This window comes from Luteolibacter yonseiensis, assembly GCF_016595465.1.
GTDB lineage: Bacteria > Verrucomicrobiota > Verrucomicrobiia > Verrucomicrobiales > Akkermansiaceae > Luteolibacter > Luteolibacter yonseiensis.
In genome coordinates this window covers 109,390-134,786 of the sequence record NZ_JAENIK010000013.1, presented here as the reverse complement: position 1 = coordinate 134,786, position 25,397 = coordinate 109,390, and the positions used below count along the sequence as shown (strand labels likewise).

Genomic DNA, 25,397 nt, shown 5'->3' with positions numbered 1-25,397 from the left:
CGAGGAAAGTTTTGATGACTTCTTTCTCTCAACTCTCAACCTTCCACTCTCAACTTCTTCGTCACCGGTCCATCAGCGCGAACTTGAGTTCCGCCTCGGAGGCGACCTCGCCGTTGACGAGGCAGCGGGCGCGGGTCTGGCCGATGGAGCCGCGCATCCTGAGGATCTCCGTCTGGATGAAAATCGTGTCGCCGGGCATGACCGGGCGGCGCCATTTCACGTTGTCGGCGCTCATGAAGTAGCCGATCTTTCCGGTGTTCTCCGGTTTGCGCAGCATGAGAACGGAGGAAACCTGCGCCATTGCTTCAAGCTGGAGCACTCCCGGCATGATCGGGTGGCCGGGGAAGTGTCCGGCGAAATACGGCTCGTTGATCGTGACGTTCTTGATCGCGGTGCAGAGGTTGTCGCCTTCGAAGCTGACGATGCGGTCCACCATGAGAAACGGATAGCGGTGCGGCAGGATTTTCATCACCTCGTTGATGTCCAGCACGCTCTCGCCGTCGGGGAGGTTCACGTCCGCGGGAACCATCGAACGCATGCGGGTGTATTCCGCCTTCAGCCTGGCCGCCATCTTGGTGTTCGGGCCATGGCCGGGCTTCACGGCGATGACGTGGCCGAGGATGCGGACGCCGGCAAGCATCAGGTCGCCGATGAGGTCGAGCGCCTTGTGACGGGCGAACTCGTTGTGAAATCTCATCGATTCCTTCGACATGATCTCATTGCCACGGATAACGACGGCACTCTCCAGGGAGCCGCCCTTGATCAGTCCTTTTTCGAGCAACGGTTTCACATCCTCATAATAGACGAAGGTCCGCGCCGCGGAGATTTCCTTCTCATAAACCTCCGGAGTGACCTCGGTGGAGAAATACTGGGTGAAGCGTCCTTCCGGGCCGACGTTGGTGACCGAAACCTTGAATGTCTTGCAAGGGACGATGGTGATGATGGTGCCATCGCCCATTTCCTGGTGGATGGGCTCGCGGATTTCCCACACCTTGCGGATCGCGTTCTGGGGCACGATGCCGACCTTTTTGATCATTTCCACGAACGGTCGGGAAGAGCCGTCGCCGATCGGCGGCTCGTTGGCGTCCATCTCGATGAGCGCGTTGTCCACGCCCATGCCGGTGAGGGCGGAAATGACGTGCTCCACGGTGTGAACCTTGACCGATCCCTCGGCGAGGGTCGTCGCGCGTTCGACCGTCTGGACCTTGTCCACGTCGGCATTGATGAACGGTTGATCGGGCAGATCGATGCGGCGGAATTTGAATCCGTGGCCTTCCGGAGCGGGTTTGAGAGTGAGTGTGACTTTCTCTCCGGTATGGAGGGAAGTGCCTTCAAGAGTGGCTTGGCCAGCGAGAGTATGTTGGACGGCTGCGGACATGGAGGCGCAGGTTTCATTTTTCCCGGCGAACTATCAAGCCGGAATGGTGGGGGGCTGGCGCGGTTTTGAAAATGGCCCGGAACGCACCGGATCGTGCCCGGATCCGGCCGGAATCCGGGCTTGTCCTCCCGATCCGACCGCATCCGCCCGTCCCGTCCGAGGCCCCCCCTCAATAGGGTTAGTCGGGCGTATGATGTTGACCCGGCCCGGGTGAAGTCTTCTTCTGCCGGATGAACGTGGTCGCCGGTTTCTCCCCATACCCATCGGAATCCGGTCAAACGGCACCGTTCCCAACCCAACAAAACCCCTGAACCCACGCCACATATGAAATTGTCCCGTTCCTCATTCATCCTCGGAACCTCGATCGCCACCATGCTCGTTTCCTACACCGGTGTCCATGCCGCCGGTATCTGGGATGGCACCACCGGAAACTTCGATGTGGCCACGAACTGGGACAACGATGTGGTTCCCGGTCCGATCAATGTGGATGTCAGCAACAACGGGACCGTCATCATCGACACCAACCACACGACCAACGACATCCTGACCGGCACCGTCGGCACCAGCACCACAAGCACCTGGCAGCAGGATGCCGGAGTGGTGACCATGGGCGGTGGCTGGTTCCGCATGGGCACGGCGACGAACGCCGGCGGCACCTACAACCTGAACGGGGGCTCGCTCGCCGCCCGCGGACAAATCAACATCGGTGAGGCGAACGGCACGGCCGGAGCCACCGCCACGCTCAACATCGCGGGCGGGACATTCACCAACACCGGTAGCGCGGATCGCCAGAACATCGTGGTCGGCGGCCGTCTGAACCTGGCAAACGCCGGCAAGGGCGTGCTCAACATTTCAGCCGGCCAGCTCGACAACAGTTCCGAGCTGTGGGTCGGTGCGGGCACCGGCAGCCAGGGTGTCATGAACATCAGTGGCGGAACCGTCAACCAAGCGCAATGGCTGGCGGTTGGAAGGTCGGGAGGGACAGGCGTCCTCAACATGACGGGCGGCACTTTCAACAAAGCGGCGAATGCCGGCAGCGCCACCATCATCGGAGCCAGCGGCGCCGGTTCCGGGACTCTCAACCAGACCGGCGGACTCTTCAACATCACGGCGGGTGAGACATGGATCGGTGAAACCAGCACCGGCGTCTGGAACGTCTCGGGCGGCAGCGCGAACCTGGGTGTCCTCACGCTGGGCCAGGGAGGGGCTGGAAATGGAACTCTCAACATGCAGAACGCGGCGAGCGGCCTGACCGGCGCTCTCGCCAACGGCGGCGGCACGCAGACGGTCACCGCCACCACCCTGCGTCTCGGCAACAACGCCACGGCCACGGCCACAGTCAATCTGGATGGCGGAGTCCTTGCCGTGAACAACGTGGCCAAGGTCGCCGGCACCGCCACCTTCAACTTCAACGGCGGCACCCTGCGGGCCCGCACCAGTTCGGGTGCCTTCATGGGCGGTCTGAACAACGCCTTCGTCAAGGCGGGCGGCGCGATCATCGACAGCAATGGCAACGCCATCACCATCACGCAGAACCTCCTGACGGATGCCGTTTCCACCGGCGGCGGCCTGACCAAGAACGGCACGAACGTGCTCATCCTGTCCGGTGCGAACACCTACACCGGAGACACGACCATCAACGCGGGGACGATCTCCTTCCAGCGCACCCAGTCCCTCCCGGGCTATACCACGGGCGGCGGCAGCGGTGCCGGGATGACCATCGCTCCGGGTGGTGGAATCGCGGTGGGTGTGGGAACCACCGGGTCCTTCACCGCGGCGGATTTCGACGCCATCCGCGCGAACACCAGCGGGAAGTTCAACCTTCCCGCCGGAGCGCACATCGGCATCGACACCACCGAGGCGACCACCGCGAACGGAAATGCGAACAACACGTTCACCTACGGTTCCGACATCACCGACACCGCGAACGGTTCGCTCGGATTCATCAAGGTCGGAGCGAACACGCTCGCTTTCTCCAGCTCCGCACACAGTTATACCGGTGCCACCGTCCTCAGCGGCGGGACACTCAGTGTCTCCTCGATCGCGAACGGAGGCGTGAACAGCGGCATCGGCGCATCTTCCTCCGCATCCTCGAACCTCGTCTTCAGCGGCGGTGGTCTGCTTCACACCGGAGGCGCCACCGTTTCGGACCGTGGCTTCACCATCGGACTCGGCGGTGGAACCATCGATACCGCGAACGACCTCACCTTCTCCGGCCAGGTTCTTTCCAACAGCACGGGTTCGTTCACGAAAAACGGCGCAGGCACCCTCAGCCTGACAAACACCACCGGCACCAACACCCTGGCGGGTGGAACCGGCGGCAATGCCCTCGGAGTCGTCGTCAACAACGGTCTGCTCCAGCTTGGCGGGACGACGGGAGCGCCGCTCGCCCAGACCAACCAGATCAATGCCGAACTCATCGTCGGCTCCGTCAACAGCGCCTCATCTCCCAATGCCGCGGTGGAGATCAACGGCGGCACGACCACCGTGACGAGTTACGTCGGAGTGGGTCGCGGAAACGGCACCAACAACGCCGCGACCAGCCTGACCCTCAACAACAACGCCGTTCTTTCCAGCGCGAATTTCTCGATCGGTTATTCCAACGGCGTGTCCGGCTACACCTCCTCGCCCACGGTGAATTTCAACGGCTCGTCCAGTTTCAGCACCGGGGGGGTCTTCCGCATCGGTGAATCGGCGAACGGGGTGGGTGGTGTCTCCACTGTCAATATCAACGGCACCGCGACCGTCAATCTCACCGGGGGCTCGTCACTGATCGCCGTCGGCGATGGCGGTGCGGGTGTGCTCAACCAGGCCGGAGGTACTCTCACCGTCACCAACAAGGTGGTTGTCGGAAACGCCGGGGGCACGGGAACCTACAATCAAACCGGCGGCACGCTCAATGCCAACGGCAACGTCACCCTTGCGGCCGGGGCGGGTGCGGCGAATTACAATCTGAAAGGCGGGGTGCTTGCCACCACCGCGGTTGTGAAAGGTGCGGGCGCGGGGGCCGGAAATCTCAACTTCGATGGAGGCACCCTCAAGGCCGGCGCCGCCAGCGCCACATTTGTCAGCGGTGTGACGACCAACGTGCTCGAGGGTGGAGCCATCATCGACAGCAATGGTTTCGGCGTCACCGTCACCTCGAATCTGGTCCACGGCGGAGTCGCAGGCATCGACGGCGGACTCACCAAACAAGGAACCGGCATCCTCACCCTCTCCGGAACGAACAGCTACACCGGAGCCACCCTCGTCAGCGCCGGAACGCTTCTGGTGACCGGGGCGCTCAGCGCCACCACTGGCGTCACCGTGGCCAACAGCGCGATTCTGGCGGGCACGGCCACCTCCATCGCGGGAAGCTCCATCGTCAACAGCGGAGGATCCATCAATCCGGGCAACGGTGGCGTCGGTGCCATCAGCTTTGAAAACCTCGACCTGCAAGGCATCTTCAATGCCGAGATCACCGGCAACGGAACGAACGACCGCATCAACACCAGCGGTGTGCTCAACCTTGGAAACAGCTCGTTGATCAACATCCTGCTCAGCTACAGCCCGCTGGCCGGAGACAGCTTCGATCTGGCGAACTTCGGCTCCTTCACCGGCGACAGCACGCCACAGTTCAGCTTCTCGCAACCGCTCGGTGGCGGTCTGACGTGGGATACCTCGCAATTCACCACCACCGGTGTCCTCACCGTGATCCCGGAACCGTCCACCGCCCTCCTCGGAGCAGCGGCCGGATTCATGCTCCTGCGCCGCCGCCGGAAGTGAGAGCCGGATTTTCTTGATCACAAGCCCCGGTGCCGAGAGGTGCCGGGGCTTGTTGGTGATAGGGAGAAAGGTGGATTCCCGCCTGACGGGGGAGGCCGAATCCCGGTCATCCCCAGAAATCCCACATCAGTTTCAGAGTCATCACGAAGACGACACAGAGAAAGACCGGGCGGATGAACGCCGCGCCCTTGCGGACGACCAGGCCCGAGCCCAGCCGGGCTCCGAAGACCTGTCCCGCGATCATCGCCCCGGCGGCGGGAAAATGGACGCTCCCCATGGCGAGGAAAATTCCGAGCGATCCGAGGTTGCTGGCGAGATTCACCGCCTTGGTGTAGCCGGTGGCGTGGCGCAGGTCCATTCCCAACAAGGCGACCAGTCCGATGGTCCAGAACGAACCGGTCCCGGGGCCGAAGAATCCGTCGTAAAATCCCAAGGTGATTCCAAATGCCATGGCGAAGACCAGTGGCGGAATCCACGTCTTCCCCGGATGAACGCCGAACTTCCGGTTGAGCGCCGTGTAGATGGCGACCGAGGCCAACATCCAGGGGATGATCTGCCGCAGCAGATCCTTGTTCAGCAGACTCACCGCGTAGGCGCCTCCCATGCTGGCGAAAAATGAAAATATCGCCGCAAGCCGGAGCCACGGAGTTGTCATGAGCCCGGCGCGCGCATACCGGAGAACGGCCAGGGCGGTGCCGCATGAAGATTGGAGTTTGTTCGTGCCGAGCGCGATCTGCGGCGGCAGGCCGGATGCCAGGAGCGCGGGCACGGTGATGAGACCGCCGCCTCCGGCGATCGCGTCGATGAAACCGCCGCCGAAGCCTGCCAGAAAAAGCCAGATGTAGGTGGTCGGAGGCATGGACTCACGGTTTGATCATGGAAAGCACCTCCGCTGGCGTCATGCCTCTTTCGCGCAGTGTGGCGATCGATAGCGCGGCGTTTCGTTTCGCGAGGCGGTTGCCGTTTTCATCCACGACCAATTCGTGGTGGAGGTAGATTGGTTCCGGCAGATCCAACAGCTCCTGCAGGAGCCGGTGGACATGGGTCGAGGAAAGAAGGTCCTCGCCGCGCGTGACGTGGGTGATTTCCTGAAAGGCGTCGTCCACCACCACCGCAAGATGGTATGCGGTGCCGATGTCCTTGCGGGCGAGCACCACATCGCCCAGCAGCTTGGGATCCACCGGTATTTCGCCGAAGCGGAGATCGTGGAAGGTGAGGGGACCCGTCAGCACGCCGGCCTTGTCCGCATCAAGACGCCACGCGTAGGGAATGCCGGAGCGGACTTTTTCCCGCCGCGATTTCTCCGTCAGATACCGGCAGGTGCCGGGATAGACAGGGGCCTCCGGCCCTTGCGGCGCGGCCCCGATGCGTGCCCATTCTTCCTGGATTTCACGCCGGGTGCAGAAGCAGGGATAAACCAGATTCCTTTCCTTGAGCGCATGCAGCGCCGTCTCGTATGCCGGGATACGCCCGGTCTGACGCAGCGGTTCTCCATCCCAGTCCAGCCCGAGCCATTTCAAATCCTCCTCGATGCCTTCGTAAAACTCCTCTCTTACCCTTGGTCCGTCGATGTCTTCGTGGCGCAGCAGGAAAATCCCCTCCGCCTTACGTGCGAGCGAGTGAGCCACCCTCGCGGCCAACACATGGCCCAGATGGAGGCGACCGGTGGGGCTTGGGGCGAAGCGGGTGCGCATGGAAAGGAGTCTGCTGGTTTTAAGAGTTCGGTTCCAATGGAGATGCCGCAACACCTCTTCTCTGAAAACTGAAAACCGGCAAACTTGCTACTTAAAAAGCACATCCACCCCCATCGCGGATTCCCGCATGAACTTCGGCAGTGCCTGCGGCGCGCGGGTGCGGAAGATCCGGTAGGCGTGGCTGAGAAGATTCAGCGTGAAAAGGTGGTCGAAAAGGCGGTAGCCACGCTTCTTCCTCACCATCAGCCGGATGCCCAGGGCGATGGTGTGGCGCTTGAGCTTGAACGGTTCGAAGGAGACCTTGATGCGGTAGCGCTGGCGGATCTGCTTCGGCCAGCGGGCTTTGTAGGCCTTCTTGGCGGCGCGGATTTCTCCGGCCATTTCTTCCGTGAAAGGCAGGAAATAATAACGCCGGGCGAGCAGGATGAGTCCGAAGGCGTCACGCATGTGCTCGATGTCATCCACTGGAAGACCGGCGCTCTCCGCGAGTTCGACCATCCGGGGAAACAGGGCGGCGCAGGCTTCGCCCGCACGGAGCGCGCGCTCGGGATCCGTGATGAAGTGGGAGACAATCTTCCGGACACCGTGGTTGATGAAGATGCAGTCCCAATACATGTGCAGCATCGGCGGCACGCGGACCCTGCGGAAGAACAGTTTCTGCCGGGCGAATTCCTCGATGTAGAGCAGTTCGTGGATGACGGTGTCCGCGTGGTGCAGGAGCTCCAGGACGGCGGGGGCGTTCTCATGTCCTGAAAATTCGCCGATGATCGTCTCCACGGACTTGCCGTGTTTGAAAACCCCGATGGCTGCGGCGGTGTTGAGCCGGATCCAGACATCCCGGTTGTTTTCCTCCAGGAATGCGAGCCGGCCGAAGCGGTGCCAACCACCGGTCTGGCACCATACCGACATGCCGGCCATGTTCGGAGCTCCGGCGAGCTCGCGTGCGAAGCGTTCGCAATCCCGCCCGATGAACGACGGATATTCACCCGCCCCTTCATATTCCCTGCGGGCCTGCATCTCGATGATTTTCCGGTGCGGCAGGCTGAAAAACGCGCGGTTGAGCGGCAGGTAGCGGAAGAAATCGCTCTCGCCGTGCTTCATCGAAATAATGAAATTCGGCGAGTTGATGCCGGTGAAGGTGTCCGCAAGCGTCCCACTGTGCCAGATAAGGTCGCCGATGCGGTGCGCGCCGACGGTCCAAGTGCGGAGGATGAGGTTTTTCCCGCGTTTCTCGAAATCGGGCAGGAGGCGCCTCAGCAGGTGATTCGTCTCCTTCGACGTGGTCAGGTGGAGCTGGGTGCGGATGGGGTCCTGCACGTCGTGGCCGTCGCTCTCGCCGATGCGGAGGATGAGTCCGGCCAGTTCCGGAAAATCATCCAGCACGCCGCGCACGAGCTGCAGGTAATAGTTTTCCAGCTTTTCCGTGTCGTTCCCCAGCGCGGCGGTGACCGCGGCGGTCATCGGCAGCACGTCGGTGGTGAGGTAGATCTGCAGCCGGAACTCGTGATGGAGGATCTGGAAGAGTTTTCGGAATTTCTCGCGGAAAAGCTCTATTTCCGCACTGACCTCCGGCTCGTGCAAGGGGTGGGGGGCGAGATGCGCCAAATCATCCAGCGTGACCGCGTTGTAACCTTGCTCGGAAACTTCCCGGGCGAAAGTCCGGAGGTCCGTCTCGATTCGCGCCCACCGTGATTCCCCGGCTCCGTAGAGATGGGAAAACGGGATTTTCGACCAGTTCACGCGCTCGTTCTCATAGTCCCTGAAAAACGGGCCGATGGCATCGATGAGAAACAACTCCATGTGCGTTGGCAGCATAGCCGGACAAGTGTGGAGGGCTACCAGAATCGTCGATTGACGGAATTGTCACGTGGCGGGCCGCCTGATTCCTATCTTGTTGCGGGAAAACGGAAGGCCGGAGCCGCATGAAATTTCCGGCATCGGGTTCATGTCTCATGGCGACGCCGATATTGGAAAATCTCCTCGCCATGATACGTGGGATCCGGTTGTATTGTGTTAGATCGTACTGTTTTGCGGTCGAGAATCCCATGAAGCCCTACATTGCCCTCCTTCTCTTGTCCGCATGCCTTGTCTCGCATTCTTCCGCCGCGATTCTACTCCAACATTTTGGTTCCGCGGATCCCGTATCCGAAGGATTCATTCTCAACGCGCCTGGAAACGCCACGCGGAATCCTGTGACGAACGATTTTGGAGTCAACGCCTGGTCGATCGATTTGAACTCGGGTTCCCAGTTCGGAATTTACAGTTACTCCCTGACTTCTTTGGAGAATGGATTTACCGCCCTCGGATGGATGTTGTCCGTGAATCTCCGGATTGTGGAGACTCCGGATGCGGGAAACGTGATGCTGGCGAGATTTTACACAGGCACCGAACGGTTTGACATGTACTTCGGCGCCCAAGCTGACGGCGACCCTTTCGTCAGAACCTCCGGCGGACAGATTTATACCTTGGAAGGAAGCGGCGGCGGGTATCACCAATACACCCTCTACTGGTATTCTCCGACGCAGACCTCCTTGGCAGTCGATGGAACCATGCGTATCAACGGGATCACCGGAACTCCGCTCATCTCCGCTCCGAGGGTGGATTTCGGCGGAGCGCAAGGGGCGTCACACGCCAACTGGAACCAAGTCTTCCTCAACAGCATCCCGGAGCCTTCCACCGCCGTATTCATGTTGTTGAGCTTGGCGGGTCTGGGGTTTCGTTCCGTTTCCAGAAACCGCGATTGATGCGGCTGACGGTTATTCGTTTTCCTGAATCAACCGCCCGCCTCGGTCCATCAAGCGAGGGAAGGGCGGTTTCCTTGTGAAAAATTTCACAAACGTCTTGAGACGTCGGGCGAGCGGGGGCACACTTCCGCCAGCAGTAACGAACCATGGTCAGCCCTTCTTCAAGCACTCTCCACACGGCCTACGATTCGAAGATCGAAGGAAATGTGATCATCACCCGCGTGGATGCCGCCATCAACTGGATGCGGAAGAACTCCTTGTGGCCCATGCCGATGGGACTCGCCTGTTGTGCCATCGAGCTGATGGCGACGGCGTCGAGCCGTTTCGACATCTCCCGCTTCGGGATGGAGGTCATGCGTTTCTCGCCGCGCCAGGCGGACGTTCTCATTGTTTCAGGCACTGTGACTTATAAGATGGCGCTCGCCGTGAAGCGGGTCTGGGATCAGATGCCGGAGCCGAAATGGTGCATCGCGATGGGTGCTTGTGCGTCTTCCGGCGGCATGTACCGCAGCTACGCGGTGCTCCAGGGAATCGACAAGCTCATCCCGGTGGACGTTTATATTTCCGGTTGTCCGCCACGGCCCGAGGCCCTCATCGAGGGGTTGATGAAACTCCAGCGGAAGATCGAGGGCGAGGAATCCACGATGGACCAGAAAAAAGTGTTCCTCGAGGAGAACGCCTGATTTTCAACGATTTTCAAACATGTCAGCAGCAGACGATGTCACCAAGCTCCGGGAAGCCTTCGGAGAAAAGATTTGGGAAACGGTGGAATTCCGTGGCGAGCACACGGTGCGGGTGGAGCTCGGCTCCCTGCACGATGTGCTGTCGAAATGCCGGAAGGATCTCGGTTACGAGATGATTCTGGATATTTCCAGCCTTGATCACTTTGGCGACGACCCACGGTTCGAAATGGTGTATGAGATCGCCACGCTGGATGACTCCAAGCACCTGCGCGTGAAGGCGAAGGTGGGCGAGGACGAGACCGTGCCATCGGTGACGGACGTATGGGTCGGCGCGGACTGGCATGAGCGCGAGGTGTGGGACATGATGGGCATTCCATTCACGGGTCACCCGAACATGAAGCGCATCCTCATGTGGGAAGGGTATCCGTTTTTCCCGTTGCGCAAGGATTTCCCGTTGGCGGGACGTCCCACCGACATGCCTGACGTGGCGACCACTGGGGTGGCTCCATTGGAAGGCGGTCCGTTTGTGACCAGCCCGAGCGTGGAGGATGTCGCCAAGCGGGAGCCACGGGCACGGGTGGTGGAGTAAGAATGATCCATTAGAATCGAACCGGACCGCGCACCTGTATGAATTCATCGGGTGCTCCGTTTGCTAATGCCGCGCGCAACCTGCGCCAGCTCCGGAGCTCTCCAGCCTCCTGGGCTTGTGTGGCGGTGGTTCTGGCGATCCAATTGGTGGTCACCGCGGCAGGCGGCCCCGACCAGCAGCCTGCATGGAGATGGTTCGAATGGTTCGGTCTGAGTCGCGGCGGAGTCCTTTCAGGCCGAATCTGGCAGGTTTTCAGCTACGGCCTGCTGCATGGCGGGTGGATCCACGTGGTGATGAATTCGCTGCTGATCCTGCTCGTCGGTTCACGGGTTGAGCACATGACGGGACAGGCGACCATGATGAAAGCCGTGATTTTCGGAATTTTGGGTGGAGGTTTGGGCCACCTGACGCTTGCCCCGGGCGGGCAAGGAGCCCCGTTGCTTGTCGGACTTTCAGGAGGGTGTCTCGCGCTGTTGCTGCTGACGACGACACTCTCTCCGCAGTCCCGGATGATGCCGTTGTTTGTGTCCGGTCGGGTTCTGGGATTTGCTGTCCTGACCGTGGAACTGGCCATGGCCTTGATGGAGCCGGTCATGGGAATCGTCGGATTTTCCCACGTGGGACATGCCTGCCACTTTGGCGGCGGGCTGGCCGGCTGGGCTTATGGCCGCTGGCTCTTACGCCCCCGGGTTTCCCTGAAACGCCTCCGCCGCGACAGGGAGCGGCGGGAGGCGGGGAGTATCCGGCGTCTGGATTGATCGGATCAGCGGTAGCCTTGCACCCGGCCTTCTTCCTGGCGGGGTTGCTTCTTGCCTCCGGAACCACGGCCTGCCTGAGGTTGTTGTTGCCTCTGGGGCTGAGGGCGTTGGTTGCCGAAATTTTGTGGTACGGCGCGCTGGCCCTGCTGCGGACGCTGGCCTTGGTAGGACTGCCGCTGCGACGGGTTTGTCACCGGACTGTTGAAGCGCTCTGGTGGGCGGTTCCCGCTTTGCGGGCGGTTGCTTTCACGGTTCCCGCTTTGCGGACGGTAGCTTTCCCTCGACTCCCGGCCGTTCTGACTGCTCGGCTGGCGGTCGCGGGAGTAGCCTCCGGACGGACGCGAATCGTTGGTCGATGGGCGTGAACCACTGCCGGACGGCCGCTCGAAGAAGTTGTTCGACGGGCGGTTGAAGTTATCCGGGCGCGACCCGTTTCGCGGAGAATCGTTCCGTTGGAAGCCGCCTTGTGGCGGACGGCTGCCTTGCACACGTCCTCCTTGTGGAGCCTGGCGGACTTCTCTGGCCCATTTGTAATTGCTGTTCCGGTAACGGCCCTCGCGGTTGCGGTAATCCGAAATGTAGCCATGGGAAACGTAGCGGGGTGGCGGGCAGTAGCCGTGGCCGGGACGCCAACCACCCGGATGGGGAACCCCGTAAACCACGGGTGGGCGATATCCGACGGGGTAATAACCATTCAGGTAGGGATCATAGTAGCAACGGCGGCTGTAGTCGTAGTAGCTGTAACAATAAGGATCGTAACCCCAGCGAGGATCGCCGGTGCTGACAAAAACGGAGGTGCTGAACGAACTGCCACCGTAACCGTAGCCATCGCCATATCCCCCGCTGCTGTAGCTGCCTCCGACAGTTGTGGTGGCGTAGGGATCATAATAGCAGGACGTGGAGGCGAGGGCGGTCAAGGCGGCCAACGCCGCACCGGCCAGCGAACGGAAGTTTTTATTCATGCCGTTAAGACAGCACAGGTCGGAATTCTATTCGACCGGATTTTGTGAGAATTTTTCACTTCCGGCTCCCATGGGTTGACAGAGGAGTGGTTTCTCCGGTTTCCTCTCTGCGCAAACTTATGATTGATCAAAGCGCACCGATTCTCGTCACTGGAGGAGCTGGCTACATCGGCTCCCACACCGTCCGGCTCCTTGCGGGACAAGGCCGGAAAATCGTGGTACTGGACAATCTCGTATTCGGTCACGACCAAGCCATTATCGACGAATCCGTCGAGTTGGTGGTCGGTGAGGTGGGCGATCAGGCATTGGTGCGTTCCTTGTTTGAGAAACATCAGTTCGGCGCGGTGATTCATTTCGCCGCCTACGCCTATGTCGGAGAATCGGTGACGAACCCGCTGAAGTATTATCAGAACAACACCGCCGAGCCCATCAAGCTGCTCCAGGTCATGCAGGAATTCGGCTGTGAGGTTTTTGTTTTTTCCTCAACCTGTGCGACTTATGGTGTGCCGGACAAGCTCCCCATCACGGAGACGAACCAGCAGAACCCCATCAACCCGTATGGCATGAGCAAGCTGATGGTGGAGCGGATCCTCGCGGATTGCGACACAGCCTGGGGTCTTCGCAGCGCCTGCCTCCGTTACTTCAACGCCAGCGGATGTTCTCCGGACGGTCTGATCGGGGAGGATCACAACCCGGAAACCCACCTCATCCCACGGGTGATGATGGCTGTAACCGGGGAAATCGAGCATGTCGAGGTTTTCGGCACCGACTACGACACTCCGGACGGCACCTGCATCCGCGACTATATCCATGTGGACGACCTTGCCGACGCCCACGCCCGCGCGCTTGATCATCTCGCCGCAGGCGGGCCATCCGTCCGATGCAACCTTGGCACCGGAGTAGGAGTTTCGGTGAAAGAGATCATCACCGCTGTCGAGGCGGTCTCAGGGAAAACCGTCCCGGTGAAATACGGCCCTCGTCGTGAAGGAGATCCGCCATCCTTGGTCGCTGACCCGACTTTGGCAAAAGAACTGCTCGGCTGGGTCGCCACCCGGCGCGACATCCGCGACATGGTGGGTCCGGCATGGTTGTGGGCTACGGGTCCTCATCAAGGCCGATATCCCGAGAATAAAAACAAAGCGTAAATGCGATGTATTGACATTTGCACTTGCGATTTACAAATATTGAACCACTTTCCATCAAAACGAGCCTTAAAACCCATGAACTCAAACGATTTGAATTTTTCCTCACGGCGGCAACGCGACGGCTTCACGCTGGTCGAGATGCTGGTCGTCATTGTCATCATGTCCATTCTGATGACAGCCGGTGCCATCGGCATTGGTAACATGGGCGGCAAAGGGGTTTCGAGTGGTGTGGCGAGCGCGGAATCGTTGTTTGACGAAGCGCGTTCAATCGCGGTCGGCCAGCGCATTTTCGCCCGTGTTCTCATCGCCAAGGATCTGACCAGCTCCAGCAGTGACAACCTCCGCCGGATGGTTGTCGTTGCCGAAGAACTCAATCCGGACGGCAGCCGGAATCTGGATGCCGGTGGACGGCCTACCAGATGGGTGATGTCGAGCCGCGGCGCCTTGCTTCCGGATCAGGTGTATTTCAGTGAAAACTTCAGCAAAAAGGGAGACGGTGGAAGCATTGAAGTGGAACCCCTTTCCGGAGCTTCCAACGCATACGCGGGTTCCTATTATGCCTACGAATTCAATTCCGAAGGCATCTGCACCACACCCGGTGCCAGTTTTGTCATCGGGACCGGATCGCGCAATGTCAACGCTCCTACCGAGCAGCCTCGTGTGACGTCCTCGGGCAAAAGGGATTTCGGTGGTTTCGTGGTCTGGAGAAACGGCCGGACTTCGATCTATCGCAGCCCCGAGCAAATTTCCCCCACCATCAAATCCCTCAGCACAGGAAGCAAATTCTAAGTCATGAAATCCTCACCTTCATCCCTTCATCGTGGATTCACCCTTCTGGAGACCGTCATCGCCATCGGTGTGCTGGCAGTCCTGCTGACGGGCTTCATGCTGGTGTTCTCACCTGCCGCCGAGGGCATCCGCAAGTCCATCAATGTGCAGGAGGCCGATCGCTTGGCATCCGCGCTCGAGCAAGAACTCGTCACCCTGAGAGAGGGGGAGGAGACCACGGACATCGCCACCGGTTTTGACAAGGCGTTCAATTTCATCGAAGGGTCCGACACCGCTGCCGACGCGTTGCTGGTCTATCAGTACCGGGGCAATGCGGATCCGACCCGTGTGAGGACGGACGGGACACCCGAGCCGGTCGCTTCGGTGAAGGACAAGATCCCGGGCAAGGATTTCATCGTTGTTTCCATGGCACGCAAAGCCAGTGACAACCTGTTCAGCAATGAAAATACCGGTGATATCTCCGCCGTTGAAGGAGCGGTTTACCTGGTGAAATGCACCCAGCTTGTTTTCGGCAACGGGAACAACGCGGGTCTCGAACTGGGTGATCCGGGCAAGATCGTGGATCCGAAGGACACGCAGAACACGGCGTCAAGCGGAAGCACCTATTCCGATGCGGTTATCGCCTTTGCCGCGGATTTCTACATGCTGCCGGCGAAAAACGCCGCCTTCTTCTCCGGTTCGGCATTCGCCAACAGCTTCAACAACATGAAGACTCCCGTCTTCACCCGCAATCTGGCCGTCCGCCGTTAATCCTTTTTCCAACATTTTATGAAAACCCAACGGATTTCCTCCAAAAAAACCGGCTTCACCTTGGTGGAGTTGTTGGTGGCCATGTTCATCACCACCATCATCATCTCGGTGTTGGTGGGCATCACCTCGATCGCCTTGGATACCTGGAACCGCAGCCGATCAGAGCTGCGCGCGGCGCGTCAGGCGAAAGCGATGATTGATACGATGGCACGCGATCTTGAATCACTGGTCACCCGCAAGGGCAATACGAACGAATGGCTTTCGGCGATCGCCGATGACAGTTCCATCGGTCAGAACCTCACCAGCACCAACGCCACGAAACTCATCTTCTTCACCGCCGCGACCGACCGCTATGACGGCAACATCGGCGGTTCGGACGACAGGGGCGGCGATGTTTCCTGCGTGGCATACCAGCTCGAATACAAGGATCCCATTGGTTCCACCGGTGCGGCGGGCGGAACCTTCGATACTTTCGTTCTGAACCGTTTGTTGGTGAATCCCGATGAGACGTTCGACAAGTTGCTCGGCGAGACCCAGACCGATCCCAACAAAAACGTTTCCACCCTGGAAGATGTGTTCAACCAGAATTTCTCACAGGATATTTCCGATGAGCAGAATTTCGTTTGTGAGAATATTTATCAGTTTTCCGTCACTTTCTACGTCCAGACTTCCGAAACCTCCGGCGGAGCGAATCCGACCACTGAAGTGAAGAATCACCTGGTGAAGGTGGATAAGAATAATAACAGCTTCCGCATCTTGGGCACCGGTATCGAGACCGAAGCTCCGGCTGGGGTTACTCCAGCCACATTTGCCGCAGGCCGTGTCACCGCAGTGCAGATCTCCACGACGGTTCTTTCCGACTTCGGCGTCGATCAAGCCAAAAAGCGGAGCTTTGCAAGCGACGAAGCAAAAGCCAAGTTCTTCAGCCAGAACTCCTTCGAATACTCGAAAATCATTCAGATTCCGAGCATGTGACCTTGTCGAAGGTGATCCGGATTGGTTCCGGCTCATGAGATATTCCTAACTAAAAAACGGACCGAACGATTTTGGTCCGTTTTTTTGCTTTTGGAGGAAGCTCATACCAGAAATGAACTTCCTGACTTGTTACCATTTCAGAAAGTTCCACAGCAAGGGATGTCCCTCGGAGCAGTTGTCAGAATGACGGCGCCCCAGTGGTCGTGGGAGAAAGGAGGGCGTTGATTCTGGACGCTATCTGCCGTGGACATTCTGTCCGGCGACGGTGTGAAAGGTGATCCGCATGCGACCGATCTGGTAAATCAAGAGGCAAGGGCACTTTGGTGCCGCCTGTGCCATTTGATTTCTTGTGATTCGAAGGACTCGGATAGAGTGCGGGCCGCCGTCGCATCTCAAGCGGCGTCTTCAGGTTTCAGGCCAAACCGGATCCACCCGCCGAATCTCACAGCGCGCCGAACCGCCGGTGCCGCCGCTGGTATTCCTGCACGGCCTCAAACAGGTCGCCTTGGCGGAATTCCGGCCAGAATTTTTTAACGATCACCATCTCCGCATAGCTGATCTGCCAAAGCAGGAAGTTGGATACCCGCATTTCGCCGGAGGTGCGGATCAAAAGGTCGGGGTCAGGCATTCCCGCCGTATGAAGACGCGAGGCGAAGAGTTCGTTGGTGATATCCGTGGGGTCGATTATCCCTGCCACCGCATCTGATGCCAAAGATTTAGCGGCCGATACGATTTCCTCGCGGCTGCCATAGGACAGCGCCAGAACCAGTGTCAGGGCGGTGTGGTTGGTCGTGCGTTCCTGGATCTGTTCGATCAACGCACGGGTTTTTGCGGGCAGTCTGTCGAGCTGGCCGATGGCAAGCAGCCGCACGTTCTGACGGTCCAGATCCTTGGCCTTCTCCTTGAGAAACCGGTCGAGCAAACCCATCAGGGCCGTGACCTCGGCCGCGGGACGATTCCAGTTTTCCGAGGAAAACGCGTATAAGGTGAGGTACTCCACACCCAGCTCGATGCTGGCCTCCATCACCTCCCTTACGGATTCTGCCCCCGCGCGATGTCCTTCAAGCCTCGGAAGCCCGCGTTGCTTCGCCCAGCGTCCGTTGCCATCCATGATGATGGCGACGTGGCGGGGGATGTCGGGCTGGGTAGCCATGGCGGTGGATGATGCTTTGAAGAAACCGGACTTCACAAGGGGGTGGGGCACGTTCATTTCGCCGGAGGATGATTCCGGTGGATGAGGGGGGTATGCGGGACTGGTGAAAATTGAATGAACTCAGACGACCAGCGTCTGGGCACGGTCCGGGCCGACTCCGACAAAGGAGATCGGAGCACCGCAGAGTTCGCCAAGGCGGGTGAGGTAGGCTTTCGCTTGGGCTGGAAGTTCGTCGTAGCTGGCACACGCCGTCGTGTCGGATTTCCAACCGGGGAGTGTTTCATAGACCGGAACCGCCTTGTCCCACGCCTTGCGGTCCGCAGGCGGGAGTTCGTGGATGGTGCCGTCGATGTCGTAGCTGGTGCAGATCTGCAGCGTGTCGTATTCGTCAAGACCATCGACATTGGTCACCGCCAGGCCTGTGACACCGTTCACCATACAGGCGAAGCGCAAAAGGACGGTATCCAGCCAGCCGCAACCGCGCGGGCGGCCGGTGGTGGCACCGAACTCGCGACCGAGGCCGTGGAGGTATTCGGAAAGCCCTTCATCGCCGGTCGGGAAAGGACCGGAACCGACGCGGGTGGTGTAGGCCTTGCAAACGCCGATCACGGATTGGATGGCCGTGGGTGGCAGTCCGGTGCCGGTGCAGGAGCCGCCGGACGTGGTATTGGACGAGGTGACGAAGGGATAGGTGCCGAAGTCGATATCCAGCAGGGTGCCTTGGGCTCCTTCAAACAGGATGGACTCTCCGGCTTTCCACGAGGAGTGGAGAAGGGGAATCGTATTGGTGACGTGCGGACGGAGTCTTTCGAACGCCGTGTAAACCTCCTCGATGACCTCCTCCGCCTTGAAGATCGTCAGATCGTAACGCGCGAGCACCTCGTTGGCTTCGGCGACGCGGCGGGTGATCTGTTGCTCGGTGAACTCCCGATCAAGGAAATCCGCGACGCGCAGGCCGCAGCGGTTCACCTTGTCCGCATAGGTCGGGCCGATGCCACGCCTGGTGGTGCCGATCTTCTGGTCGCCGAGAGCGGCTTCGCGGGCGGCGTCGAGTTCCTTGTGGAATGGCAGCACGACGTGGGCGCGGTCTGAAATGAGCAGTTTTTCCGGAGTGATGGAGATTCCCTGGCTCTCGATGCGTTGGATTTCCTGGACGAGTCCGACGGGATCGATGACCACGCCGTTTCCGATGATGTTCTTCTTCGAGTCCCAAAGAATGCCGGAAGGCAGGAGGTGGAGCACGTATTTGGTCCCCTTGGCGATGACCGTGTGGCCGGCGTTGTTTCCGCCTTGGCCGCGCACGACGACATCGGCGTCCTCCGTGAGATAATCGACGACCTTGCCTTTGCCCTCATCGCCCCACTGGAGGCCAACAATGATAGTGTTCATTTGAAAATTTGAATCTGAAATATGAAATCCGGGGCAGATACGGGTGTTCCGCTCTTTGTCCGGGATCCGGGGTTTATTGCTTCGTGCTTTCGATCAGCTCGGCGAATTCCTCGAAGAAATAACTCGCGTCGTTCGGGCCTGGAGCGGCTTCGGGGTGGTATTGCACGCTGAAAACAGGGAGGGTCTTGTGACGCATGCCTTCCACTGTGCCGTCATTCAGGTTCACGTGGGTGACTTCCACATCGTCCGGCAGGGAGTCCGGATCGACCGCGAAACCGTGGTTCTGCGAGGTGATGGAAATTTTTCCGGAACGGAGATCTTTCACCGGCTGGTTTCCGCCGCGATGGCCGAACTTGAGTTTGAAGGTGTTTCCCCCAAAGGCGTGGGCGAGCAATTGGTTTCCAAGGCAGATGCCGAAAATCGGTTTTTTTCCGATGAGCTGTTTCAACTCCTCGTGGATGTAGCCGAGGGCGGACGGGTCGCCCGGTCCGTTTGAGAGGAAAACACCATCCGGATTTTTCGCCAGAACCTCGCTGGCGGTGGTGGTTGAGCTGACAACCTCCACTTCGAAACCTGCCTGGCGTAGGCGGCGGAGGATGTTGTATTTCAAGCCGAAATCGAATGCCACGATGCGGTGGCGCACCGGTGGGAGGTCGCGATAGTTCCCGACTTCGCCGGTCATCGCGTTCGGCAGCATCCATTCGCGGGATTCCTCTTCCCAGAGGTAGGATTCCGGGGTGGAGACTTCCTTCACGTAGTCCATACCTTCCATGGAAGGCGAGGCTTTTGCGGCGGCGATGGCGGCCTCGCAATCGAGTTCGGTCGTCACGCAGGCGCGCATCGCCCCGCGTGAACGGAGGTGCTTGGTCAACGCGCGGGTGTCGATTCCCTCGATCCCAAGGATCTTGTGCTCAGCGAGATACTCGGAAAGTGGCTGGCTGGAGCGCCAGTTGGACGGCACTTCGCAGAGTTCTTCGATGACAAAGGCCCGGATGTGGGGTCCTGCGGACTCCGCGTCATCCGCGTTGATCCCGTAGTTCCCGATCTGTGGGTAGGTCATCGAGACGATCTGTCCACGGTACGACGGATCGGTGATCACCTCCTGGTAACCCGACATCGAGGTGTTGAAACAAATTTCTCCGGTGGTGGTTCCCGTGGCTCCGAAGGCAGTTCCTTCGAAACAACGTCCATCTTCAAGGGCTAGAATAGCGGTAATCGGCACGGCGGCGGCAGGCTAGGCAGGCGATTCCGACGATGCAAGCGAATGCTCATTCCCGGGAGCGGGTATCGATAAAAATGGTGACAGGTCCGTCATTGATCAGGGCGACTTTCATGTCAGCACCGAAGATTCCCCGGCCCACGGGCTTGCCGGTTTCCCGGGACACGGCTTCGCAAAATTTTTCATAAAGCGGCTCGGAGACCAAGGGTGCGGCGGATTTCAGGAAAGAGGGCCGGTTTCCCTTTTTTGTGGAAGCGTGCAGGGTGAACTGGCTCACGACGATGATTTCGCCCCCCGTATCGGCCACGGATTGGTTCATTTTTCCTTCCTCATCGGAGAAAATCCGCATGCGGGCGACCTTGCCGCTGAGCCAGCTCACGTCCTCGGCCGTGTCACCCTCCTCCACTCCGAGCAGGATCAGAAGGCCGGGACCGATGGAGGAAATGAGCTGGTTATCAACCGTTACGGAAGCTTCGAGGACGCGCTGGAGGATGGCTCGCATGTATTGAAATCGGTGGTGTGGCGATTTTTTTACGATCAATAGGCGTTCCTGCGTCTCTGTTGGATGATCCTCACATCGAGATCGTGCGCGCTGACTTCGGCTGACTTGCCTGAAGAGGCCGGAGCGGTGAACCGTTTTTTTAGAAATTTGACTAAGATTGTCCCGGCTTCCGCCTCCAGGGTGTCCCCGTTGTTGAGTTCCTTGCAGACCGAATAAATCCCGAGGTCCTGCAGCTTTCCCAGTTTCTGGTCCAGAATCATAGGGGCCGCCAAGTGATCCGAAGAAAGGCTTTTTGAGTCCTCCTTTACAACGACTTCCAGGAAGTTGAAGAGGGTGTAATCGTCATAGTCGCTGATGCGCCGGTTCCGGATACCGCACAAGTCCCGGACCAGGTTTGCCACGGATTCGTCCTGATTTTCGCCCAGTGGGGTGTGGAGGAGGGTTTTCATTCGGTCGTCCTTGGATGGACAACAGGATGAGAAAAGAGGTGAAGGTGGCAATCATGGATTAAAAGTTAGGGAATTTTCAGTCGTTTTTTTATCCCATTTGAATCATCGTCGCCCCCCGCACATGGCAGCCGACACCAAACCAGCACCCGCATTCCGAAAGACCGCAGAGCTCCAGCAAGGCGCTTCCACGGTGGATGATGTGACACGCGCGCTGCCGCACGCGCTGGGGCCTGAGAAGTCGTTGTTGTCCTCCATCCTTCAGGACCCTCAGGAATACATCGGCGTGGCGATCGAGGAGAAGCTGACGGCGGATCATTTCTACCTGCCGTCGCATTCCACGCTTTTCACGTTCCTGATCGAAATGTTCGAGGCCGGGCATGAGATCGAGCTGGTCTCTCTGGTGCAACGGTTGCTGGACCGCGGTCTTCTGGACCGGGTGGGCGGCCCTTCCTCGTTGACGGATCTCTACACCTACGCACCCAGCCCGGGGCATTTCCGCCACCACCTGAAGTTCGTGAAGGACAAGTTCGTCCTGCGCGCGATCATCCAGAATTCGAACGAAGCCATCGCCCAGGCCTACGACGCGCCGGATGAGGTGGAGGCACTGCTTGATTCGGTGGAGGCGAAGGTGCTGGCCATCCGCGAGGGATCGGAGACGAACAAGGCTCCAACCATCAAGCAGTCGGTCAACGAGGTGATCGAAAAATTCCAGGCCTTGCTCGCCGGGGAAAAGGACGCGCAGGGCATCAAGTCCGGCTTCGAGGAGCTGGACCGCATGTGCAACGGCATGAAGGCGGGCGACATGTTCGTCGTCGCGGCCCGTCCGTCGATGGGCAAGACGTCGTTCATGATGAACATCGTGGAGCACGTGTGCATCACGGAGGGGAAGCCGAGCATGGTTTTCTCCTGCGAAATGAGCGCGTTCCAGATCGTGCAGCGGGTCATTTTCTCGCGTGCGAAGTTCGCGATGAGCCAGCTTTCCCGTGGCTACACTCCCACGAAAGGAGACCTGCAGCGGATCCAGCGTGCGGCGGTCGAGACCGCCGCGGCGAAGCTTTTCATCGACGACACCCCCGGCATCACGATCAACGAACTCCGTGCGAAGGCGCGCCGCAAGAAGCGCGACGAGGACATCCAGTTCATCGCGATCGACTACCTCCAGCTCATGAAGTCCCGGACCAAGCAGGCCGAGGGCTCGCGGGAGCGGGAAATCGCGGAAATTTCCGCAGGCATCAAGGGGTTGGCGAAGGAACTCGGCATCCCCATCCTGATTCTCGCCCAGCTCAACCGGGGTCCGGAAAGCCGGACCGGCAAGAGCCTCGGCGTGCCGCGGATGTCCGACCTCCGGGAATCCGGCTCCATCGAGCAGGACGCCGACATGGTCGGCCTGCTCTACCGGACCGCCTACTACGCCGAAGATGCGGAGGAAAAAGAAGCGGAAGCGGGCAAGGCGGAACTGGTTCTGGCGAAAAACCGTAACGGTGAAACCGGCCATATTCCGCTGACATTCGTAGCGGAACTCATGCGCTTCGAGACCGGCGCTCCGGCGCGTGAGGAGGGTTGACAGAAGTCAACCCGGGTCGGCTGAAGGTCGTTCCTCCTCATGTCCTATCGCTGTCGATTCAGTCTTCACCGATCTGATCGGTGGGCATCTGGAAGCGCGGCGCCGGTGGTTTGGCAAAAACAGCGAATCAACCATTTTTCAACGTCGTCTCGAGCCCTCGCAGGTTGCGAAGGCTCCCAGTGTCTTTTTTAGTCCTGACCCTGCCAATGGAATTTGCCGGATTCGAGGTCGATATCACCAAATTGCGAGGAGGTGAATGCGATGGCGAGCACCGGGCCTTTCAATTTGGAATAGTTGGCGGACCTTCCGAAATAATGGATGAACGGATGTTTCACACGGTATGGCCCGAGTTTCGCATCTTTATAAGGGTTGATCTTCCAAATGAGATCGCCATTCGGTTTTTTCGCGATGATGGTTCTCCGATCACTTTGGAGTTCGTAGGTGAAACCTGTTTTCTTGTCCGTGATGCGGATCGGATACAAGGCGTATTGGAAATGCAGTTTGCGGGTGAGGAGGAGGTCTTCCTTGCTCGTGCCATTTTTCAACGCGGTCCGGTCGGCCTCGATGGCGGCCTTCCTTTCCAGGTAAAAATCCGGTAGCGCGGTGATCGGCGGAACGACAGCAGGCTCCACATAGGTAACTTTGAATCGGTCGGTGGAAGCTTTTCCGGTATCGAACGCCGATGCAACCTGACTGACTCCGAATGGCAAAAGCGCTGCAATGAATTGCTGTTTCATCGGTAATAAGACACTCAGGGCTGGTTTTTCTTAGACGGAAGTAGTCGCTTTCTATCTCCTGACCGGAGGGTGTCAAAAGTTGAAGCTGTTCCGGGGAGTAGGGCTGTCATTCGCGCAATGAAATTCAAATTTCCAACCACCCCTCGATACGCTTCCTCGCGGAAAGCAGATGTCCGGTCAACCCGGGTCGGCTGAAAGTCGGCCCTCCTTGCGCACACGCTCCAACAACTCCGGATCCGCCTCCAGCGCATCCGCCACCGCGCGGATGACATTCAGCGTCGGGCGCGAGACGTGGTGTTCCATGCCTTCGACATCGTGGTAGATGGTTTCCTCGTCGATGCCGAAGAGCCGCAGGAACCGCGTGAGCGTCTCGTGGCGCTCGATGATGGCGAGGGCGATGCGCTGGCCCTCGTCTGTCAGGACGGTGCCGCGGTATTTCTCGTGTTTGACCAGTCCTTCCGCATCCAGCCGCTGGAGCATGTTGGTCACGCTGGCCTGTGAAATGCCGAGGTTTTTGGAGATGTCCACGGCGCGGGCGTAGCCCTTGTCCTTGATGAGATGCAGGATCTGCTCAAGGTAATCGTCCATGGCGACAGAGCCGCTGGTGCGCCGGGGTAGTGAAGTCATGGGAGGGCGACGCTAACGGGACGAACCGGGGAGGGAAAGCTCGGTTTTCTGATAAAGGTCGTTATTGGTGGCCTGGAACTCGGCCTTGAGCCGGACCTTGACCTTTGACAAATCCACGATCCGCCATCCCGTGAATTTCCATGCACCTTCCTTGCCCTCATGCTCGATTCCGGCCAGCAGATGCACGGCGTCCTCGTTGATCTTGAGGGTCTCATTCTTCGGCTCGAAATGAAATGTGAGGGACGAAGCGTCCGCCGTGCCTTGAGGAAGGGGTTTCGGATCGAGGTAGAAGACGATCTTCGATTCCTCGTCAACGATGCGGAGGTTCGGATAATCAGGCCGCTGGTGTCCGGCGCCGCGGGCCGGCGGGGGATCACACTTGATACCGGGAATCCCGTTCAGGTGTTTATGGATGTTGTCCTCGAAAAATTTGGAAATTTCATCAGCACTGTGGAGCTTGCTGACAGGGGAATCCTCGCGGCCCGATCCTTCAAAGGTGGCTGTCAGCGCTTTTTCGATGGCGGCGGTGACCCGTTTGTGTGCCGCGTCATCGGTGAGCGGGAGCACGCGTTTTCCGGAACAGGCCTCGGCGACGGTTGCGAAGGAAAAAGTCCTGTTGGAAAGGTTTTGTCCCAGCAGTGAGATCACCAGTGCGGCGTCGGGATCGGTTTTCGCCGGGGCGGGAGGGGGGATCGCCGGTGCGGGCGCGATGGGTTGGGGCGGGGTCTGGGCCTGGGAATCATGGGCGAGGCCGCCGAGGAAGAATGTGCAGAGGAGCGGGATGATCTTGCCCGGGGTGCCTGTGGTGGGATGACGGGTGGTCATGAGCGTTTGAATTGGTGCCAGCGTGACGTGTCCGGTTGCAGCAGCGATTCCACGGGGTGATCCGCGAGATCGTGGGACTCTACCACATAGGCGAGCAAAACGAGGGATGCAACCGCATCGAACAGGGCGTCGTGCCAGGATTTCTCCGGAACCAGCGTGTGGATGGCGTTTGTCAGGCCGTGCGACTCGCAGAGCGCGCCGAGCGAATGGTCCGCCAGGTGCGGCCACGCCGCGCGCGCCAGCAGGAGGGTGTCGATCCAAGGGCCGAATCCATGGCCGGGAAAGGCGCGGAGGAAGCGTTTTTCGGTGCCTTTCCCATGTGCGACGACGACCGCGCCTGCCATGCGCTTCCTGAACTCCGGCCAAAGCATGAGGAGGGCGGGGGCGTCCTTGAGTTGTTCGGGGCCGATGCCGTGGACCTTGCGGGCGGACCACTGGATCGGGGAATCCGTTTGCAGATAGGAGACGAACGGATCGGCGTGTCCGTCCGGCAGCGCCCAGGAGGCAAGGCCTACCTGCACCGGACTATCGGTTTTTCCCCGTGCCGCCCCCGCCGATTCGAAATCGATGGCGGAAAACCGGCAGTGGCGGACAAGTGTCATGCGACCCAAGACAGCGGACGACGGTCTCCGAGGCAAGCCAGCACTCGACCGTTCCCGACGTGCTCCGATCTCTCTTGATTTGTTAAGGTCTGCGAAAT

24 protein-coding genes are annotated in these 25,397 nt (G+C 59.4%); 10 read left to right on the top strand and 14 right to left on the bottom strand.

Features of this window, described 5'->3' with window-relative positions; genetic code table 11:
* Positions 1–61: 61 nt before the first annotated feature.
* Positions 62–1,378 (bottom strand): bifunctional UDP-3-O-[3-hydroxymyristoyl] N-acetylglucosamine deacetylase/3-hydroxyacyl-ACP dehydratase, encoded by a 1,317-nt coding sequence (locus JIN84_RS20965; RefSeq protein ID WP_200353060.1) that lies wholly within the window; start codon positions 1,376–1,378, stop codon positions 62–64.
* A 324-nt stretch (positions 1,379–1,702) separates the two neighbouring features.
* Between JIN84_RS20965 and JIN84_RS20960 the strand changes: the two genes are divergently transcribed.
* Complete coding sequence (locus tag JIN84_RS20960; protein ID WP_200353059.1) at positions 1,703–5,143, top strand: beta strand repeat-containing protein; 3,441 nt, start codon at positions 1,703–1,705, stop codon at positions 5,141–5,143.
* Positions 5,144–5,249: 106 nt separating this feature from the next.
* Here JIN84_RS20960 and JIN84_RS20955 read toward each other — a convergent pair whose 3' ends face one another.
* From JIN84_RS20955 to JIN84_RS20945, 3 genes are all read right to left on the bottom strand, one after another.
* Positions 5,250–6,002, bottom strand: coding sequence for a TSUP family transporter (locus JIN84_RS20955; RefSeq protein ID WP_200353058.1), 753 nt, complete (start codon positions 6,000–6,002; stop codon positions 5,250–5,252).
* A gap of 4 nt (positions 6,003–6,006) precedes the next feature.
* On the bottom strand, positions 6,007–6,837 hold the full coding sequence (gene gluQRS, locus JIN84_RS20950) for a tRNA glutamyl-Q(34) synthetase GluQRS (protein WP_200353057.1): 831 nt from the start codon (positions 6,835–6,837) through the stop codon (positions 6,007–6,009).
* Between the two features lie 87 nt (positions 6,838–6,924).
* Complete coding sequence (locus JIN84_RS20945) at positions 6,925–8,637, bottom strand: hypothetical protein (protein WP_200353056.1); 1,713 nt, start codon at positions 8,635–8,637, stop codon at positions 6,925–6,927.
* A gap of 245 nt (positions 8,638–8,882) precedes the next feature.
* Between JIN84_RS20945 and JIN84_RS20940 the strand changes: the two genes are divergently transcribed.
* From JIN84_RS20940 to JIN84_RS20925, 4 genes are all read left to right on the top strand, one after another.
* Entirely contained in the window at positions 8,883–9,581 is a 699-nt protein-coding gene (locus JIN84_RS20940) for a hypothetical protein (RefSeq protein ID WP_200353055.1), read from the top strand.
* Positions 9,582–9,727: 146 nt separating this feature from the next.
* Entirely contained in the window at positions 9,728–10,264 is a 537-nt protein-coding gene (nuoB, locus tag JIN84_RS20935; RefSeq protein ID WP_200353054.1) for an NADH-quinone oxidoreductase subunit NuoB, read from the top strand.
* A 19-nt stretch (positions 10,265–10,283) separates the two neighbouring features.
* Positions 10,284–10,853: an NADH-quinone oxidoreductase subunit C gene (locus JIN84_RS20930; protein ID WP_200353053.1), complete on the top strand. Its 570-nt coding sequence runs from the start codon at positions 10,284–10,286 to the stop codon at positions 10,851–10,853.
* A 38-nt stretch (positions 10,854–10,891) separates the two neighbouring features.
* Positions 10,892–11,611 (top strand): rhomboid family intramembrane serine protease, encoded by a 720-nt coding sequence (locus JIN84_RS20925; RefSeq protein WP_200353052.1) that lies wholly within the window; start codon positions 10,892–10,894, stop codon positions 11,609–11,611.
* A gap of 5 nt (positions 11,612–11,616) precedes the next feature.
* On the opposite strand, the gene JIN84_RS20920 is transcribed toward JIN84_RS20925, so the two are convergent.
* The gene (locus JIN84_RS20920) at positions 11,617–12,573 is read right to left on the bottom strand and encodes a hypothetical protein (RefSeq protein WP_200353051.1); all 957 of its coding nucleotides are present in this window, start codon (positions 12,571–12,573) and stop codon (positions 11,617–11,619) included.
* Positions 12,574–12,692: 119 nt separating this feature from the next.
* Between JIN84_RS20920 and galE the strand changes: the two genes are divergently transcribed.
* The 4 genes from galE (at position 12,693) to JIN84_RS20900 (ending at position 16,232) form a co-directional block, all read left to right on the top strand.
* Positions 12,693–13,718 (top strand): UDP-glucose 4-epimerase GalE, encoded by a 1,026-nt coding sequence (gene galE, locus JIN84_RS20915; protein WP_200353050.1) that lies wholly within the window; start codon positions 12,693–12,695, stop codon positions 13,716–13,718.
* Positions 13,719–13,793: 75 nt separating this feature from the next.
* Complete coding sequence (locus JIN84_RS20910; RefSeq protein ID WP_200353049.1) at positions 13,794–14,507, top strand: pilus assembly FimT family protein; 714 nt, start codon at positions 13,794–13,796, stop codon at positions 14,505–14,507.
* Between the two features lie 3 nt (positions 14,508–14,510).
* Positions 14,511–15,257, top strand: a complete 747-nt coding sequence (locus tag JIN84_RS20905; protein WP_200353048.1) for a type II secretion system protein — start codon at positions 14,511–14,513, stop codon at positions 15,255–15,257.
* An 18-nt stretch (positions 15,258–15,275) separates the two neighbouring features.
* Entirely contained in the window at positions 15,276–16,232 is a 957-nt protein-coding gene (locus JIN84_RS20900; RefSeq protein ID WP_200353047.1) for a PulJ/GspJ family protein, read from the top strand.
* A gap of 442 nt (positions 16,233–16,674) precedes the next feature.
* Here the strand turns inward: JIN84_RS20900 and uppS are convergent, their stop codons facing one another.
* From uppS to JIN84_RS20875, 5 genes are all read right to left on the bottom strand, one after another.
* Entirely contained in the window at positions 16,675–17,385 is a 711-nt protein-coding gene (gene uppS / locus JIN84_RS20895; RefSeq protein ID WP_200353046.1) for an undecaprenyl pyrophosphate synthase, read from the bottom strand.
* Positions 17,386–17,505: 120 nt separating this feature from the next.
* Complete coding sequence (locus tag JIN84_RS20890; protein WP_200353045.1) at positions 17,506–18,774, bottom strand: adenylosuccinate synthase; 1,269 nt, start codon at positions 18,772–18,774, stop codon at positions 17,506–17,508.
* Between the two features lie 73 nt (positions 18,775–18,847).
* Positions 18,848–19,990, bottom strand: a complete 1,143-nt coding sequence (gene carA / locus JIN84_RS20885; RefSeq protein ID WP_200353428.1) for a glutamine-hydrolyzing carbamoyl-phosphate synthase small subunit — start codon at positions 19,988–19,990, stop codon at positions 18,848–18,850.
* A gap of 52 nt (positions 19,991–20,042) precedes the next feature.
* Entirely contained in the window at positions 20,043–20,495 is a 453-nt protein-coding gene (gene dtd / locus JIN84_RS20880) for a D-aminoacyl-tRNA deacylase (protein ID WP_200353044.1), read from the bottom strand.
* Between the two features lie 35 nt (positions 20,496–20,530).
* Positions 20,531–20,944 (bottom strand): hypothetical protein, encoded by a 414-nt coding sequence (locus JIN84_RS20875; protein WP_200353043.1) that lies wholly within the window; start codon positions 20,942–20,944, stop codon positions 20,531–20,533.
* Between the two features lie 121 nt (positions 20,945–21,065).
* Between JIN84_RS20875 and dnaB the strand changes: the two genes are divergently transcribed.
* Complete coding sequence (gene dnaB / locus JIN84_RS20870) at positions 21,066–22,508, top strand: replicative DNA helicase (protein ID WP_200353042.1); 1,443 nt, start codon at positions 21,066–21,068, stop codon at positions 22,506–22,508.
* Between the two features lie 188 nt (positions 22,509–22,696).
* Here the strand turns inward: dnaB and JIN84_RS20865 are convergent, their stop codons facing one another.
* The 4 genes from JIN84_RS20865 to JIN84_RS20850 form a co-directional block, all read right to left on the bottom strand.
* Positions 22,697–23,245, bottom strand: coding sequence for a hypothetical protein (locus JIN84_RS20865; RefSeq protein ID WP_200353041.1), 549 nt, complete (start codon positions 23,243–23,245; stop codon positions 22,697–22,699).
* A 177-nt stretch (positions 23,246–23,422) separates the two neighbouring features.
* Positions 23,423–23,872: a transcriptional regulator MntR gene (mntR, locus tag JIN84_RS20860; protein WP_234043639.1), complete on the bottom strand. Its 450-nt coding sequence runs from the start codon at positions 23,870–23,872 to the stop codon at positions 23,423–23,425.
* A 12-nt stretch (positions 23,873–23,884) separates the two neighbouring features.
* Positions 23,885–24,697 (bottom strand): hypothetical protein, encoded by an 813-nt coding sequence (locus JIN84_RS20855; protein WP_200353040.1) that lies wholly within the window; start codon positions 24,695–24,697, stop codon positions 23,885–23,887.
* The gene (locus JIN84_RS20850) at positions 24,694–25,299 is read right to left on the bottom strand and encodes a 3'-5' exonuclease (RefSeq protein ID WP_200353039.1); all 606 of its coding nucleotides are present in this window, start codon (positions 25,297–25,299) and stop codon (positions 24,694–24,696) included. Before JIN84_RS20850 ends, JIN84_RS20855 begins: the two co-directional genes overlap by 4 nt.
* Between the last annotated feature and the right edge of the window lie 98 nt (positions 25,300–25,397).

What these genes read in the sequence shown, in the direction of transcription:
- JIN84_RS20905 (WP_200353048.1), top strand. Translation starts at nt 14,511, where the DNA reads ATGAAATCCTCACCTTCATCCCTTCATCGTGGATTCACCCTTCTGGAG.
- JIN84_RS20890 (WP_200353045.1), bottom strand. Translation starts at nt 18,774, where the DNA reads ATGAACACTATCATTGTTGGCCTCCAGTGGGGCGATGAGGGCAAAGGC.
- galE (WP_200353050.1), top strand. Translation starts at nt 12,693, where the DNA reads ATGATTGATCAAAGCGCACCGATTCTCGTCACTGGAGGAGCTGGCTAC.
- JIN84_RS20855 (WP_200353040.1), bottom strand. Translation starts at nt 24,697, where the DNA reads ATGACCACCCGTCATCCCACCACAGGCACCCCGGGCAAGATCATCCCG.
- JIN84_RS20910 (WP_200353049.1), top strand. Translation starts at nt 13,794, where the DNA reads ATGAACTCAAACGATTTGAATTTTTCCTCACGGCGGCAACGCGACGGC.
- nuoB (WP_200353054.1), top strand. Translation starts at nt 9,728, where the DNA reads ATGGTCAGCCCTTCTTCAAGCACTCTCCACACGGCCTACGATTCGAAG.
- JIN84_RS20875 (WP_200353043.1), bottom strand. Translation starts at nt 20,944, where the DNA reads ATGAAAACCCTCCTCCACACCCCACTGGGCGAAAATCAGGACGAATCC.
- JIN84_RS20920 (WP_200353051.1), bottom strand. Translation starts at nt 12,573, where the DNA reads ATGAATAAAAACTTCCGTTCGCTGGCCGGTGCGGCGTTGGCCGCCTTG.
- JIN84_RS20965 (WP_200353060.1), bottom strand. Translation starts at nt 1,378, where the DNA reads ATGTCCGCAGCCGTCCAACATACTCTCGCTGGCCAAGCCACTCTTGAA.
- JIN84_RS20960 (WP_200353059.1), top strand. Translation starts at nt 1,703, where the DNA reads ATGAAATTGTCCCGTTCCTCATTCATCCTCGGAACCTCGATCGCCACC.
- JIN84_RS20930 (WP_200353053.1), top strand. Translation starts at nt 10,284, where the DNA reads ATGTCAGCAGCAGACGATGTCACCAAGCTCCGGGAAGCCTTCGGAGAA.
- uppS (WP_200353046.1), bottom strand. Translation starts at nt 17,385, where the DNA reads ATGGCTACCCAGCCCGACATCCCCCGCCACGTCGCCATCATCATGGAT.
- JIN84_RS20945 (WP_200353056.1), bottom strand. Translation starts at nt 8,637, where the DNA reads ATGGAGTTGTTTCTCATCGATGCCATCGGCCCGTTTTTCAGGGACTAT.
- JIN84_RS20865 (WP_200353041.1), bottom strand. Translation starts at nt 23,245, where the DNA reads ATGAAACAGCAATTCATTGCAGCGCTTTTGCCATTCGGAGTCAGTCAG.
- JIN84_RS20850 (WP_200353039.1), bottom strand. Translation starts at nt 25,299, where the DNA reads ATGACACTTGTCCGCCACTGCCGGTTTTCCGCCATCGATTTCGAATCG.
- mntR (WP_234043639.1), bottom strand. Translation starts at nt 23,872, where the DNA reads ATGACTTCACTACCCCGGCGCACCAGCGGCTCTGTCGCCATGGACGAT.
- gluQRS (WP_200353057.1), bottom strand. Translation starts at nt 6,837, where the DNA reads ATGCGCACCCGCTTCGCCCCAAGCCCCACCGGTCGCCTCCATCTGGGC.
- dnaB (WP_200353042.1), top strand. Translation starts at nt 21,066, where the DNA reads ATGGCAGCCGACACCAAACCAGCACCCGCATTCCGAAAGACCGCAGAG.
- JIN84_RS20900 (WP_200353047.1), top strand. Translation starts at nt 15,276, where the DNA reads ATGAAAACCCAACGGATTTCCTCCAAAAAAACCGGCTTCACCTTGGTG.
- JIN84_RS20955 (WP_200353058.1), bottom strand. Translation starts at nt 6,002, where the DNA reads ATGCCTCCGACCACCTACATCTGGCTTTTTCTGGCAGGCTTCGGCGGC.
- JIN84_RS20925 (WP_200353052.1), top strand. Translation starts at nt 10,892, where the DNA reads ATGAATTCATCGGGTGCTCCGTTTGCTAATGCCGCGCGCAACCTGCGC.
- dtd (WP_200353044.1), bottom strand. Translation starts at nt 20,495, where the DNA reads ATGCGAGCCATCCTCCAGCGCGTCCTCGAAGCTTCCGTAACGGTTGAT.
- JIN84_RS20940 (WP_200353055.1), top strand. Translation starts at nt 8,883, where the DNA reads ATGAAGCCCTACATTGCCCTCCTTCTCTTGTCCGCATGCCTTGTCTCG.